Source organism: Bacillus sp. 196mf (assembly GCF_003217275.1).
In the GTDB taxonomy this organism is placed as follows: domain Bacteria; phylum Bacillota; class Bacilli; order Bacillales; family Bacillaceae_G; genus Bacillus_A; species Bacillus_A thuringiensis_S.
Genome location: NZ_QJTG01000028.1, coordinates 1 through 15,775, shown reverse-complemented (window position 1 = coordinate 15,775; position 15,775 = coordinate 1). Strand labels below are relative to the sequence as shown.

The following is a 15,775-nucleotide window of genomic DNA, read 5'->3' as shown; positions in this document are numbered from 1 at the left end:
AAGTTACAAAAGAAGGCTTGAAGAAAGTAGAAAAAATGCCAGAAACAACGGTTTTAGATGGAAATCATTTTGGGTGGTCTTTAAAAGGATATAGTGATAGAGAAATCGCAAAAGTTGATTATAATAGGACAACAGAGAAAATGCAGGTGAATTTAGAAGCAGGCGTACCACATTCTTACTTTAATAATACGTATGCAAGTATTACAGTAAAGAATTCGACCGGTAGTGTTGTGTATAATAAGGAAATAGTAGGAAATAGACAACAAACTGCTGAAATCCAAAAGGTGCCCGTAAAAGCGGGAGATTACATTGAGATTACCCATATGGAAGGGGAAGCAGTAAAGGAAAAGACACGCGCTACACTTATTAACCTTGAGAATAATAAACAAGAATATATAGGCAAAAAAAGAACCTATCAAGTTACTTCAACGGGATTAAACAAAATAGATTAACATGAAGAACCTTCTAATTATTAGTTAGATGCAAATAGTCGTTCATTATGAACGACTATTTGGCTTTTATTTAAAGAAAAGTGAAATGAAAATACTCTCTCTTTTGTATATACTCTCCTTGCCATCAACTGCTACATTTGTTTATCAGGGGGTAAATTTTAAAAATGTGCTTGAGAATTGATAAATGTTTAAGTGTTATAGATTTGAGAAAAAAGAAACAGAATAGTAAGGTATTTGTTGATAAATCCTCTCTTTCGTTACGATATTTTACATATTTGGTATGATATATATATATGAGTTCTATGTATATTAAGGGAGGAATGAGAATGAAAAGTTTCATAACACGTGCAAGTGGTAATACAATCTCAAAAAGGTTAGTTTTAATGGTGTTGTCGATGGTTTTAATGATATTGATGATTACACCATCGAATGATGTATCGGCAGCCAATCTATCAAAAGCAGGTTCACTAAAAGGCGTAAATTTATTTAATGGAAGTTGGACAGTTGCTATACAGGCAGCAAATTTACAATATGTTTCGGCTGAGCCTTCGGGAAATATAATAGCAAATCGTAATGCAGTTAATGGATGGGAGAAATTCGAATTAATTTCGACTGGGGAATTATATACGTACGCTTTAAAAGCTAAAAGTAATGGGAAGTATGTTTCGTTTGAGCCAAATGGTAGAGTAGTAGCAGATCGTACATCAATTGGTGCATGGGAAAAGTTTATCTTATATAATGGTGGAGACAATAGGATATATGTATTACAAGCACTAAGTAATGGTAGATATATATCAGCAAATGGTGGTAGAGAATTAACAGCTACTAGTTATGTAGCTGGAAGCTGGGAAAGATTTGTTATTGTATACTTCTAAACTTTGAAGTGTTATATATCTAAATGATAATGGCATGTTTAGTTGGTATAAATACCTAATACAATAAAGTTTTAAGCATGTAATACAAGTGTATATTAACGTGTAAAAGGGCTGCAAATAATTAGCAGTCCTTTTTGCATGGACTTACTGAGGTTATAATGAGAAGAAAAAGAACCCTATAGGGTTCTTTTTCAAGGCATATTAACAGTAAGGAGAATCATGAAATGCTACTTCAAATCTTTATTAGGGGAAAGATTTTGAAAAAGCTTAACACGTATTTATTTTTACATAAATGTAAGATGTAGTAAATTGATAATGTTTATACTTACTATTACTAATATTCAATTAAGATAGTTAATACTATTTGTATGGTGTTAATGAAGTACATATTTAGAAAACTAATAATAGCCCCAAGTTGGTTAAATATGTCTAATATTATATTTTATTTGTTAAAAGAGCTTATAGTTATATCATTTCAAAAATTAATTAACATTTAAACAATTTTAACTGAAATTGGATGTGTATTAAATAAAATAGACAAAGACCCTGTAATAAATACAGGGCCGGATACAGGGTTAAGGGAACGCATAGTTTCTTAATATCATAGTAGCATATATTCTTTGTATAGCTACATGAGGATTTTGACAGAATTAAGAACAAGACAGAAAATCTGTAGGAAAGTAAATATAGTGCTGGAAATGTGATTTTAAATTAAGCTATAGGTATATTGAAATGGATGAAAACTCTTGAGTACCATGATTAAATTGCCTTTAATTATGAGGTTTAGGTTAGAGGGATAATTGGATCTTACTGAAAAGAAAAAATGTTTTTTAGATTAAAAGAAGAAAAGACACCTTTTGGGTGTCTTTTCTTTAGGTAAACAGTTCACATATTGCTGAATTAGATACGAAACCATAATTCGACTACGAAGTAAATCCTAACATAATCTGAACAGAAAAAATATGTAATATTACATTTTTAGTTTTTAATTATTTTATTCAATATAGAGAAGCAACGTAAATAAAAGGGCATGCAGTAGTATCTGCAGCCCTTTTTAGGAGGAACTCAAGACATCATTAGGACACGTATTGGAAACAGGTTCAAGAATAGTATGTGTGAAAAGAAAAAGTCCTATACCAAAAGTAGACAGGACCTTATCTTTTTTACATTTTAAAAAATGAAATTCTGTCCTTTTGAAATCAGTACAGCACACACTTGGTTCGAAATGAAATTAGAAAAAGTATACATGAAAATGGCAGACAACTATTTTGTTGCCTGCCGGTGCCAGTGGGTTGAATGAGTTAGTCAATTCAATAAATTGTGCTATCCCATTACCAGAAGATTGAAGCCGCTAGTTCAAACGGCTTAGACATAGTTTGTCTAATAAAGAAAAAATTATGAGTAGAAATTTTGTTTGCTCTATATGAAAAGATAAATAGATATTCATCAGACAAGGATAATTTAGCATATCTTGAATAGGGTGTAGGAATGAATTAAAGAAATGGATATTTGTTTAGGAAGGGACTGACTCAGGAGTGGGACTTTCGGACAGGGTTTGGGGAGCGGTGATTGCCTTTGGCATTGCGACTAATATCGTTGCTTGTATAATGGCAGTATACATTCAAAAATATGAGCTAATGATAAATCATCTTACAAATATTTTATTTTTAATAATTATCTCTTTAACGTTTATAAAGATGAAAATTAACAGATGGGTGGCTTTAGGATTTACATTAGTTGTAATAGAGAAAGGTATTAAAGCGGGATATGACTTCTACACACATAATTATTATAGTGTCAGTTGGAGTTTAGCTATTATTGTCTATTGCATATACGAGATGGAAAAGTATCATATTGAAATAAACGAATAGGCGCAACAAAAAGGTGTTAGTAGGTGGAATTCTTTTTAAAATACTATAAAAAAGACACTACAAGAGTGTCTTTTTTTTGAAAATACTCTATAATTAACTTTGGGGAAGGTAATGTTAGAGTATTCGTTTAGCATTATCTTTATATTTGATAAACCATGAAATCGAAAGATTTTGTGGTTTATTTTATGAACAATAGATATTACAGTATTGGCAGTGAGCTATTAATCATTTTAAGCATTAGGGGAGAATGGATTAAAAGTCTAACATCGAATAACGGTTCCGGAATATAGTGTTGCGAAATGATCTCCCATATCCCAAACGGTACTTGCCTGTATATAGCCCTTAAAGCCTTCTGAAGAATAATAAATCTCTTTTGGTATACTTTCTTTAGTTTGGAAATGTGCTTTAGAGTACTTTACATAATGGTTTTTAACAACTTTTGCTTCTGGAACAATAGTGTTTTTTTGTTCCAATGTTGGCCTAGCACTAGAAGGTGGTATGAATTTTACATTGTCTTGGTAATTAGGATCTAAGGTGTCAGCTTGTACACTGTGTGACGAAACAAAGGTGCTTAGACTACTTCCCGCGATTAAAGTTGCAAATACTAACTTTGAGAATTTTGTTAATCTACTCATTCTATAATCTCCTTTTTATTATTTTGTAAGGTATCTCCTTACACCTCACAGTCTATATCCACTACAAAAGGGTGTACATACATATTGATAGACAAAATTCTACAAAATACCGCATGTTTTTGGGATTTATGTATAATAATCCAATGTCTAATAGTCTATCAAAAGTAAAAAGTAGGTCTTATATAAAAGAAAATGAATAATTTATGCAGGTAATGTATATGGAATTATTGTTTAAATATTCTAAAATGAGTTGATAAAGATGTTGGTAGGTTTTTTGGAAAACAAATAATTTCCTAGGTGAAATTTGGAAGGAAGATTCTCTGTTAGAGTTTTTATAAGGGAATTCATTTTCGTAGATTCAAAATGTAAAAATAACTAAAAGAGCAAGTGTTTCAATGGGTAAAAAGCTATGTTGAGTCTTTTTTCTCTGTCGGTGGTCGTCTAATCAATGAAATGACGGATGCTTATGATAGTTTGTGTCTAGCAACATTCGTGTATAAACGAATGAATTAAGAAAAGGGTGAAATATTGGATAACTCGAAATGGATACCTTTAAGTAATGTTGATGATGATGAGGAAATTTGGGTAGGAGCAAGAGTTAGGTTGTACAATGTTGGTATGAATAGAGAAGATAAAGAAAATAATTTCTATGAATATATTATTTCTTATATCTACGACAACACTAAATACTTACAACTAACTAATTTAACAACAGGAAAAGCAGGTTATATTATTTGTGCCATTGAAAAAGAATTACCAAATAATTATGCTTTGGGCAGAACATTAAAGCAAAGAATAGGTTTAGAAAATACCTATTTTAGATTTGAATAATCAACAAATAAGGGAAGCACCAACTCTAAGGTGTCTTCCCTTATTTAATACAATATTAACAGAGCCTAAATAAAAAAGTGAGAAAAATGATAAACATTCTTCTCACTTTCATCAATTAGGGTGGCATATACATAAATATGCGTTTGGGTGGATTTTTGGATGAAAAATCCACATGCATAGTATAACAAACTACATAAGGTAGATTATATGTAATATTGCATATAGGGAAAGATTCTTCTATAGAAATAAAATACAGTTTATACTGAATTATTTATTTATTATAATGTAATAATATATTATCGGATTTTATATCTATTACTTATGTATACGTGTTACAATGAATTTCTCCAATTTATTTTATTCTTTTATATAGAATTTATGGTTTAGTTATCTCTTACAACAAAATCGGCCGTAGTAAATGATTCATGAATAGTGTGATGCATTTAGAATGGTTCAAAGGCTGTTAAACATAATCATACAAAGAATAAATTTATGTAGTTATTTTTTAGAGAATTTATTATGGTAAAGACTTCATCCGATTTGAATAGCGCTAAATTAAAATTTTTATCCAATCAAGGTCAAATAATATCTGTTAAATGAAGGTTATGTTTCATCCATTTTATTGGGAACAATTCGTAGTTTTAGAATTGCTGAATATGGAAAGATAACATATTCGAAAGGAGGATAGATAAAACGCTGCCTGTGAAATTTAAATCGTTAAATAAGGAAGTTGAGATGATAGGATTTAATAGGGGTTTCATTTCGAATGGTACTGTAAATATATGTAGAAAAAATAAAGGAGAAAAATTTAAATAAACTATATCAGTAGTAAAAGTGAAAGGGAGAAGTATCTAGTGTTTAATATAAAAGAAAGATTGGGACAAATAAAGCTTAAAACGAAGTTGTCTATGGCATTTATTGCAATATTAATTATACCAAGTCTAATCGTAGGAATATCATCTTATAATAAAGCAAAAACAGATCTTAATGAAACAATTTTACAATCAGCACAAGATAATATAAGTATTTTAGATAAGATTGTTGATGATGAATTAGAAAATAAGCAAACAGATGTCTCTCATTTTGCAAAGGTACTCACACAAGGGGATTATAATCCTGAACAATCGCAAAATGTACAGAGTAAATTTGATCAATATATACAGTTACATCCAGAGATAGAAACGATTTATACGGCATCCAGTAACAATCAATTTATTCATGCACCTGTTGGAAAAATACCAGAAGGGTTTAATCCGTTAGAAAGCAGTTGGTATAAGGATGCAGTAAAAGCAAATGGAGAGATCATTGTTTCATCTCCATATAAATCAAAGTCTACAGGAAATATGGTAATAGCAATTGCAAAGCAAAATGCAGATAAAAGTGGTGTCATTGGCGTAGATTTGAATATTAAAGATATAGTAAAAACATCCAAAATGATTAAAATTGGAAAGCAAGGATTTGTATCTATAGTCAGTCAAGATAAAACAATAGTTGTTCATCCATCACTAAAGCCAGGAGAGAAATTAGAGAAAACTTTAGCGGATGAACTGTACAAAAAAGAAGATGACGTAATTACTTATAGCCTTAACGGGGAAGATCGAAACATAAGCTTTAAGACAAACAAAAAAACAGGTTGGAAAATAGCTGGCGTAATGCCTACGAAAGAAATTGAAGAAGCTACCAATCCTATTTTTTATAAAACGCTCACTATAATAGGGGCTTCATTATTGTTAGGTGGAATTGTAATTTTATTCATACTTAGATCTATTATTAATCCACTAAGACAATTAGTTATTTCGGCCCAAAGAATTAGTCAGGGAGATTTAACCGAGAAAATAGATATTCGTTCAAAGGATGAACTTGGTCAATTAGGCGGTAGTTTCAATACAATGGCAGAGTCGTTACGTAATATTATTTCTCAAATTAACACATCTGCAGGACATGTAGCTGCGTCTTCTGAGGAACTAACTGCTAGTGTAGAACAAGCAAGCGTTGCGACGGAACAAATTACAAAAGAGATGGAAGAGATCTCGAATAGTGCAGAGGTTCAAAATAATGAAGTTGAGTCTGGAGCTGAATTAATTGGTGAGGTAACACGAAATATTCAATATGTAGCTGAGAATGCATCTGAAGTATCGGCTTCATCCATATACACAAAACAAAAAGCCAATGAAGGTGAACAATTAGTAGAACAAACTGTAACACAAATGCAGTCTATCCATCACTCTGTTTCTCAATCCGATAATGTAATAAAATTATTAGATAAGAAATCGCAACAAATTGGAAGTATATTAGAAGCGATTCAAAATATTGCGGAACAAACAAATTTATTAGCATTAAATGCAGCAATTGAAGCAGCTAGAGCAGGAGAACAGGGGCGAGGATTTGCAATTGTTGCCGATGAAGTTAGGAAGCTAGCAGAGCAATCATCCGATTCTTCGATGGAAATTGGAAGTTTAATTAAGGAAATACAAGCAGACGTACATGAGACTGTAAAAGCTATGAATGAAGTAGGAGTAGAAGTACAGTCGGGAATTAAGGTTGCGAATGATACAAAACAAAGTTTTTATGAGATTTCAAAATCTGCAAATGAAATTGTATCAAAAGTACATGGTATGGTAGAACTATCAAATAAAATGACAACTGATGCAATGAAAGTTGATACATCGATTGATCAAATAGCTATGGCTGTAAAAGAGAATTCTTCAAGTATGCAAACGATAGCTGGTTCATCTGAGGAACAACATGCTTCTATGGAAGAGATAAATTCTTCAGCAATACAATTAGCGCAGATGGCGGAAGAACTTCAAGAGTTAATTGGTGGATTTAAGATTTAAGTTGAGATTCTAGGAGAGAATGCTAGAATCTTGTTACAGAGTGGAAATGAAAAATCTTATAACATAGTATATAAGTATAATACGTACTCTCTACACGTATTGAACAGGCAGATAAGCCATTTAAAAACCCTCCATTTGGAGGGTTTTTAAATACATTTACATTAAATTTGTTGTGGTGCACCACCAACACTATATGAAGGAGTAGGATAATGACCATGAGTAGCAAGCTGATTTGTTTTAGAAAACTGAAAAATTCCCACCGTTAATACCCCAATAAAAGCAATGCCAGATAATAATAAGCTAATTTTTTTCATTATTTTAAGACTCCTTTTTCAATTAATTTTAGTCTTGCTTGATAACAAATATGGAAATAGTCACTTACCTTTTTGTGGTTCTCTAATTGTCTACATTTTGTGGCAAATAATTCAGCGTATTCGACAACATATTCCCATAACTCTTCTTTCTCAAAGTATAAGATTCCTTCTTGAATGATTTTTTCTAATTCTTCCAATGGAATGTTTTCGTTTAAGCTTTTTAAAATAAAGAAGTGATGCATATATTCTTCGTTATGGATTTCTCTGCAGATTTTTAATCCCTTAACAATGAGTTTGCTAGCCGTCGATTGTTCTCCTAACTTATAATGTTCCTTAGCTTGTAGGAAGATAGCCTTGAAGTGTGTAGGGATTTTCTCTGTTACTTCTGAAAGGTGGCGAATAGCTAAAGTAGACATACTTTGATCAGAATACAGCCACCCCATAGTACTTTTTACGTATAACAAGGAATCTTCTACCTTATTCTTTTGTAGTAAATCAATTGCACATTGTAGATATTCTTCAGCTTGTTCGTACTGTTTTAAATAGATGCAGCAACCACCTAACAAACTATTACAAAAGGCTGTTTTTACTTCATAACCTTCATATTTTGAAAAGATTACTCTCGATTTATTTGCGTATTCGATAGAAGCAAGCATGTTATAGGTATGGTGATAAAAAGTAGCAATTCTATAGTAGAACTCAGCGTGTTCAATTTCATCTGGTATGTCTACTAATATCTTTTCTGCCAGTTTATAATGTTCCTCTGCCTCAGTAAAATTTGATATAAAAGTGGAATGAATGGATTTAAAAAAGTGATAATAGAAGCGTAGAAAATGGTCTGTAGGCATATCATAGTCACTAATGGCATCAAAGCTATTTTGTTGAATACCAAGGCTATCTGTTAAGACATTATAACGGAATTCAAGTAGTGAATAATATAGTAACAAATTTTGATCTTGATGTTCTTGATTTGGCTCAGTACTTAATTTGCTGATTTTTTCATCAATTTTCTTTTTTAGATTAGTAGCTTTTATAACTTGTTGAGATAGCATAGATCGATACCAGTCGTTTAATAGAGAGGTTAACTGCTCATTTCCTTTTACTGAGACACTCATAATATACGCCCCCATCTTATAGAAATATCCTAATCCAATTTAATTGTAACTATCATAGCAAAATAGAAGAAAAAATAGTATGATTTTACAACTTTTTCAAGAAAATTCAGAAAATAATCAATTGTTGTCGAATGTACTTAGAATAAAACATCCAAAAATTATCAAAAAATGATATGAGTCTTTATACGTTCTATTAGGTGAACTAAGAAACTGTGATTGAAGATTTATGAAATTTCCTTTTCTTAAAACGGATCAATTACATATTACTTTTTAAATTGTTTATCAGATACTATAGTATGTATTACAAACAAATATATAAATCTTGTGTGTGTAAATAAGAAGAGAATAAAGAAAACAAAAAAAGAACTTGTAAGAATTCCTACAAGTCCTTATTTAGATAATGTAAAAAGGTGAAACAGAATACCTCATTATTTTTAATAGGGAAATTATCTTACTTATGGCTTGGTTTTATAGAAGATTTGTTCTTATTGTTGATTAAAGGGAAATTTAAGACTGGTAAGGGGAAAGTGCATAAAAGAGAAAGTCTCCTTTACTTATTCTGAAAAGATAATTCAAAAAGCTATTTGTGTATAGAATAAGCTATGCATAAATTCATCAACATTGGTGATAATAAATAAGAGAATCAATATATAAGCATAAACTTGTTAAAGCTCAGTGTAATTCTATAAATAGTAGATATAATTATCTGAAAAATAACATTATTTACTTTTCGAGTAGGGTAAGTAGAAAAAAATAGGAAGTTTTTCTTTGAAGAAAGCTCTTTTGACAGGAATAGATTTTTTCATAACTAGAACAAATAAATTAATAATCGCATATACTGTATTGTCGTTAAAGCAAGACATTATTTTCTCAGAACAAGGGAATCACTAGAAAAATACGTGATTCCTTTATTCTTCAATATAATATCAATAGTTGATTTGAAATAACCGAAGAAATAAAATCTTTGTTAATGGACAATCACATAATTTTAGGTATAGTAGGTTTATAATTTAGACTATAAAAATTAATGTGTCTTTTATTATTTAACCAAGAAGACTCACTCCATAAGGAACTCACAGCAAGTATGAGCATGTGGGAGTAGTTCAAAGCATGCAATATTGTTTGATTTGGCTAATACATAGATTTATCATCTCAGAACTGGTGTAAGAATTATAATGTTTATACCATTCTATTGTATTTTCTAAAGTCTGTTGTAGGGACCATTTTGGCTGCCAATTAAGATTGAATTTTGCTTTGCTAATGTCAAGATTCAGTAAATTTGCTTCATGGAAATTTATTGGACCTATATTTTCTGCTGTCCAATCCCCGCAGCCCCAAATATCTAGTAAACTGGTCACTAATTTTTCTACTGGAACAATATTGCTTAGGGATGGCCCGAAGTTCCATGCTCCTGAATAAAGGATACCATTATTTATAATTTTTTCTGTAAGGAGTAAATACCCGCTTAAGGGTTCTAGTACATGTTGCCAGGGTCTAATAGCAGTAGGGTTTCTAATAATAATGTTTTTGTTTGATTCTAATGCTCGTATACAATCAGGAATAATTCTATCTATTGACCAATCGCCACCACCAATTACATTACCAGCTCGAACGCTTGCAATTATTTTCTTGTGTTGAGAAAAGTTTTCTTCTGAAAAGTAAGAATTTCGATAGGAAGAAATTAAAAGTTCGCAGCATCCTTTACTTGAGCTATATATGTCATGGCCGCCCATAGGGTCAATTTCACGATAACCCCAAGGCCATTCTTTATTTTCATAGCACTTGTCACTTGTCACCATAATTCCTATTTTAGCTGATTCATGTAATCGAATTGCCTCTAGTACATTCATAGTTCCTACAACGTTTACCTCGTATGTTTCTCTAGGATATTCATATGAATACTTAACTAGAGGTTGGGCAGCTAAATGGAATACAATTTCAGGTTTATAATCTGTAAAAACCTTATTTAATTTATTAAAATCTCTAATGTCTCCACGAATATCAATTATATTATTTTGAAGGTTAGTAATGTTAAAGTTATCATTTTTATTTTTAGGATCTAATGAATATCCGATTACAGTAGCACCTAATTCATTCAACCATAGGGATAACCAAGAACCTTTAAAACCAGTATGTCCAGTAATTAAAATTGTTTTTCCGTAAAAAGCATTATTAAAGTTTTGGTTTAACAATTAGTCCACCTCCTTTAGTACCCTATTTTTAGGGGGTTAGGTATAAATGTTTATTATTTTTATACCAATTAACAGTTTTTATAATTCCTTCTTCAATATTAATTCTAGGTTCCCAGGAAAGAGAGTTTTTTATTTTTTGCACATCTGCTTCAGGAACCCATCTTTCATTTGTTCTAGAGGAAATTGCACCGTAATTTGGTCTGGAATTGGTTTTCAAATGTTTGAATAATAATTCTACATAATGTTTCAAGGGGTGAATAGTGCCGCTCCCAATATTAAAGATTTCATTTTGTACAGTAGTATTTTCTACTGCTAGGATACAGGCATCTATTACATTTTCTATATAACAATAATCTCTTAATTGATTACATAAAGTTAAATTTACATCTTTGTTTTGTAATACTCGCAAGATTATATAGCTAAAAATTTTATGCGGCTCTTCGCCTTCTCCGAATATGCCAAAAGGTCTTAATGTTATAAGATTAATATTGTTTTCGCTAGCAATTTGATGGGCGAGTATAGTAGCAGCAGCTTTGGTACTTCCATAGATATCCACAGGAGTTAGTAACATATTTTCATGAATAGGTTCCATCTTGTTACCGTATTCAGAACTACTCCCAAAATTGATTATTTTTTTACAATTCACCAATTTTGCTGCTTGAATAATGTTACAAGTCCCTATAACATTTGTTTCTATAGCATGGATGTAATCTGTATGGGCAGAATTTACACCATAGGCTGCCAGGTGAAAGATATAATCGGGATTAATTTTCTTTATTGCATCTTGTACTTGTTTTTTATCTCGTATATCTATTTCATAGGTTTCAATATATTTTAGAATATCCTTTAGTCTCCAAGAGTTTGATGGTGTTCTTATGAAAAGAACAATTTTTGCTTGTAAATTTAAAAGTCTTCGTGCCAAGTGAGAACCAATAAAACCGTATCCACCAGTAATAAGGAAAGTTTTATTTTTAAATGAAGCAATCATAGTGATAATCTATCCTTTATTAAGATGTATTTTTAGTTGCTGAAATAAATAGATTTATTTTTAAATAATGAAAGTATCAGTCTTAATTGTGATGAGGGGAGGGGTATTTAAAATAATTTTTTATTGTTGTTGTATCAATTTGGTCAGCAAATAAAGAGGAGGGAGATTTTTGAAAAGTATTATGAAGGGTATGACATGTCTTGTTCAATTGTTCAATATAAGGAATGTATATATAATCTAAAACTGCTGGAGGTAATTCTAAAGTTTCTTGTTTCCATAAATCGAACTCGTTTGGATTAATAATTTGCATACTTCCAAAATGAAAAGCTATTAATTCATCTTGATCAATAAAAACTTTATTATCTGTTTTGGATATAGAACTGCTATTTAAAATGACATTCCAAGGTGCTGCATCAATACCTTTATGAGTCATAATTTTTATATTAGAAAAGATGTTAGGAATGTGATTTAAATATTTTTGGTCACCCCATCTATTCATTTCAACATCATAATGATTATTACAATATTCTAGGCATTTATCTTTCCACCATGTTAAAATTTCTTTACTATTTTGATCGTTTTTGAAGCCTACTAAACCAGCTTGGTATATACCGTGTATGCTTTCAATTGCAGTAGAACTTCTTTGAGGGCAAAGGAATACAGAGTATTTCCACCACTCATCAAGAATGATATTAGGTGCTGTAAAGAAATACATATCAGCATCACAATATATAATGTGATCAACTTCCGGATAAAGACTAAGGACATGTAGACATAGGGGCGCTTTTAATGTCCAACAATATTCTTGTAAACTTCTATCATTTTTTATACTGAGGAGTTCATGATTTTCAATTTCTTTTACTGGAATTAGTATGGCGTGCTTTAATTTTAATTTCTCTAATATTTGATAAGTTAAATCATCCATACAACAGATCCATACAGTAAATTTAGCGTTGAAATTTTCTAAGGAATAATAAGAGGTCAATCCTTGAATTAATCGTTCTTTACTTATAATCATGGAAAAGTTCATAAAATGATTGGATTGATTCATTTTTCTTCTTAATTGTGAATCTTTATATAAAGTTTGAGCTTTATTTATATCTTTTTTACTTAAAAATTGTTTAGTATCTTTATTGAATTTATGCTTTAATTGCTTTAAAACAAATTGAATTCTCTCTAAATACGGAGTGTAAATATGGTTTAATATATTATTGGGTATTGAAATTTCTCCCAAAGACCAAAGATCAAAATCATTTTCAGTAAAGATAGTAATACATGCAAAATGGTAAACAACTAGTTTGTCGTTTTCAATAAATACATCGTTTTTAGTCTTGTCAATTTTATAATCATTATTATATATACAGTTCCAAGGCGCAGCATTTATACCTAAGTTATTTGAAATTTTTACTTTTGGAAAATATATAGGGATATAATCTAAATACTTTTGGTCTCCAAATTTCCCCTCCTCAGCCTCGGCACTGCACCAATCTATACATTTATTTTTCCACCATCTTACACTTTTTAGTCCATAGAGATCATTCTTAAATCCAATTAGACCGGCCTGATATTTTCCATACATCTTTTCTACCCAATCACGATCTCTTTGGGGGGTTAGGAAAATAGAATGGTCACCCCATTCCTCAAAAATAATATTAGGGTCAGAGAAAAAGCATAAATCACCATCACAATATAGAATAGATGGTAAATCATAATTGACCAATAAATATTCTATCAAGACAGATTTTAAAGTCCAACAATATTCATTTACTTTTCTTTTTCTCTTAATTGCTTTTAGTTCACGATCTTCTAATTCTTCAACTTGTAAAAGGTTTACATTAATTAAACTCATTTCTTTTAATAGTGAATATGCAAAAGGATCTATACAACAAATCCACAATGTGAATTTTTCTGAGTACTGCATTAGTGATTGCTGTAAAGCAATAATTTTCAAGACATACTCACTACCTACAATGACGCAGAAATGATTATTTAGATCATGTTGTTGATTATAGAATTGGGGATGTCTTTTTTGAGTATTTTTTTTGGAGAGATTTGAAGCTTTAATTCCTGTTGAAAGTGGGTTAACTATTTTCTCATTAGAGGGGATATACAATCGAGGTAAACTTATTTTTTTATCATTAGAGTTCAATGCTTATTCAGTCCTCTCCACTAAAATTTATTTGGATTCCAACTTTCATTTACAGTTTTTAAATCTTTAGGTGTATCGACACTAGCCCAAAAGTCATTGTGTTCATAGACTGCGAGCTCATTGTCTTTTATTAAATTTCGAAGAGGATCTTCTTCTAGAACACAATCATCATTATTACTTAAATAATCGAATATTTCTTTGTTAAATACAAAAAACCCGCCATTAATTACTTCATCAAGTAATGGTTTTTCTTTAAAATCAATAGCAATTCCATCTTCGACCTCCAATAGGCCGTATTGACTATTTTTTTTAATTCCAGTTAATGTAGCAATTTTTCCTTTTTCTTTATGGAATGCTATTAGTTGATCAATATCTATATTAGCTAATCCGTCACCATAAGTTAATAAAAAGGTTTCACCCTGTACAAAGGATTCAAGTTTTTTTAGTCTTGCCCCGGTCATTGTATCAATTCCTGTATCTATAAAATGTATATTCCAATTTTCTAATTCCTGAAGTAGCGTATATTGACTGGTTTTAAAATTCAAACTAAAGTCATTCTCTTTCCAGCTAAAGTCCATAAAATATTCTTTAATTTTCTCACCTTTATATCCTAAGGGCAAAATGAAATCAGAATGTCCATATTTTCTATACCAATTCATTATATGCAAGAGGAGAGGCTTTCCTTGAACTCGAACTAATGGTTTGGGAATGTCCTCTAAAATTCCTTGCATCCGAAGCCCTTTTCCGCCACACAAAATTATGACTTTCATAGATTTATTTCCTTCCTCTCTATATATTTTACTAATTTAAACTATGTAGTTTGTTTGATAAATGTATACACGGTTGTACCATAATGACAATCAACTAAAAAATATATGTTAGATTTATAATTCAAATGCTGATTAAACGTGAAGAATACGCACTGTAGTTTATTCTCAATCTTATGTAAATTAGGTTATTTTAAAATCAATGCTTTATTTTATTTAATACTAATGAAAGAAATTGCTTGTTTATAAGATAAAAGAAGGGGAGGGGAAACAAGGGAATTGAAGAAGCTTATAATGAAAAATCTAAGAAGGAAATTAACTATTTAAAGGAAAAGTGAACAAATATTAAATTGTAGATTTTACAAATTTAAAAAAGAGCACCGTATAAAGGTGCTCTAGTGATGGAATCAATTTTGTAAAGAACCATTTATTCAATAAAGTGTAAATGTCAAGATGATCATGTACATTTTCACTTGTTTAAGTATGTACAAATTTAATCATTTTCTTTACTAAAATGATCTTTAATTCGATATGATTGTCCTACAATGCTAACAACGGTAGCGTGATGTAATACACGATCTAGTATGGCATTAGCTATTTTAGGGTCCTGAAAGATTTCATCCCATGATTTGAAATTTACATTCGTAGTTAAAATCGTACTACGTTTTTCATAACGCATATCAATGAGTTGGAAAAATAATTTTGCATCCTCCGGATCAATTGGTAAATACCCAATTTCATCGATGATA

Annotated in this window: 13 protein-coding genes and 1 pseudogene; 6 read left to right on the top strand and 8 right to left on the bottom strand. The window is 30.6% G+C overall.

Going from position 1 to position 15,775, the window contains the following annotated elements:
• The 3 genes from ATL10_RS25420 to ATL10_RS25405 form a co-directional block, all read left to right on the top strand.
• A partial coding sequence (locus ATL10_RS25420) for a putative mucin/carbohydrate-binding domain-containing protein (RefSeq protein WP_276567462.1) occupies positions 1-452 on the top strand: 452 nt, incomplete at its 5' end.
• Positions 453-778: 326 nt separating this feature from the next.
• The gene (locus ATL10_RS25410) at positions 779-1,327 is read left to right on the top strand and encodes a fascin domain-containing protein (RefSeq protein ID WP_000834557.1); all 549 of its coding nucleotides are present in this window, start codon (positions 779-781) and stop codon (positions 1,325-1,327) included.
• Between the two features lie 1,535 nt (positions 1,328-2,862).
• A complete protein-coding gene (locus tag ATL10_RS25405) occupies positions 2,863-3,198 on the top strand; it encodes a hypothetical protein (protein WP_000524431.1) in 336 nt (111 codons plus the stop codon).
• A 260-nt stretch (positions 3,199-3,458) separates the two neighbouring features.
• On the opposite strand, the gene ATL10_RS25400 is transcribed toward ATL10_RS25405, so the two are convergent.
• Entirely contained in the window at positions 3,459-3,833 is a 375-nt protein-coding gene (locus tag ATL10_RS25400; RefSeq protein WP_000088962.1) for a hypothetical protein, read from the bottom strand.
• A 387-nt stretch (positions 3,834-4,220) separates the two neighbouring features.
• On the opposite strand from ATL10_RS25400, the gene ATL10_RS31990 reads away from it, so the two are divergent.
• The 3 genes from ATL10_RS31990 (at position 4,221) to ATL10_RS25390 (ending at position 7,501) form a co-directional block, all read left to right on the top strand.
• Positions 4,221-4,346 carry a hypothetical protein gene (locus ATL10_RS31990; protein WP_002026153.1) on the top strand — a complete coding sequence of 42 codons (126 nt, stop codon included), beginning with the start codon at positions 4,221-4,223 and terminating at the stop codon, positions 4,344-4,346.
• A 33-nt stretch (positions 4,347-4,379) separates the two neighbouring features.
• Positions 4,380-4,664 carry a hypothetical protein gene (locus tag ATL10_RS25395; RefSeq protein ID WP_090977645.1) on the top strand — a complete coding sequence of 95 codons (285 nt, stop codon included), beginning with the start codon at positions 4,380-4,382 and terminating at the stop codon, positions 4,662-4,664.
• A gap of 854 nt (positions 4,665-5,518) precedes the next feature.
• The gene (locus ATL10_RS25390) at positions 5,519-7,501 is read left to right on the top strand and encodes a methyl-accepting chemotaxis protein (RefSeq protein WP_065229164.1); all 1,983 of its coding nucleotides are present in this window, start codon (positions 5,519-5,521) and stop codon (positions 7,499-7,501) included.
• A gap of 161 nt (positions 7,502-7,662) precedes the next feature.
• On the opposite strand, the gene ATL10_RS31410 is transcribed toward ATL10_RS25390, so the two are convergent.
• The 7 genes and pseudogenes from ATL10_RS31410 to istB all read right to left on the bottom strand — a co-directional run.
• Complete coding sequence (locus ATL10_RS31410; protein WP_000724110.1) at positions 7,663-7,815, bottom strand: hypothetical protein; 153 nt, start codon at positions 7,813-7,815, stop codon at positions 7,663-7,665.
• A complete protein-coding gene (locus tag ATL10_RS25380) occupies positions 7,815-8,930 on the bottom strand; it encodes a response regulator aspartate phosphatase (protein WP_000116965.1) in 1,116 nt (371 codons plus the stop codon). Before ATL10_RS25380 ends, ATL10_RS31410 begins: the two co-directional genes overlap by 1 nt.
• A 1,103-nt stretch (positions 8,931-10,033) precedes the next feature.
• Complete coding sequence (rfbG, locus tag ATL10_RS25375) at positions 10,034-11,122, bottom strand: CDP-glucose 4,6-dehydratase (RefSeq protein ID WP_000934344.1); 1,089 nt, start codon at positions 11,120-11,122, stop codon at positions 10,034-10,036.
• 28 nt (positions 11,123-11,150) lie between these two features.
• On the bottom strand, positions 11,151-12,110 hold the full coding sequence (locus tag ATL10_RS25370; protein WP_000561952.1) for an NAD-dependent epimerase/dehydratase family protein: 960 nt from the start codon (positions 12,108-12,110) through the stop codon (positions 11,151-11,153).
• An 82-nt stretch (positions 12,111-12,192) separates the two neighbouring features.
• Positions 12,193-14,259, bottom strand: a complete 2,067-nt coding sequence (locus tag ATL10_RS25365) for a glycosyl transferase (RefSeq protein WP_110497787.1) — start codon at positions 14,257-14,259, stop codon at positions 12,193-12,195.
• 20 nt (positions 14,260-14,279) lie between these two features.
• On the bottom strand, positions 14,280-15,029 hold the full coding sequence (locus ATL10_RS25360) for a sugar phosphate nucleotidyltransferase (RefSeq protein WP_000864429.1): 750 nt from the start codon (positions 15,027-15,029) through the stop codon (positions 14,280-14,282).
• 490 nt (positions 15,030-15,519) lie between these two features.
• A pseudogene (gene istB, locus ATL10_RS25355) lies at positions 15,520-15,775 on the bottom strand (IS21-like element IS232 family helper ATPase IstB); the annotation flags it as partial.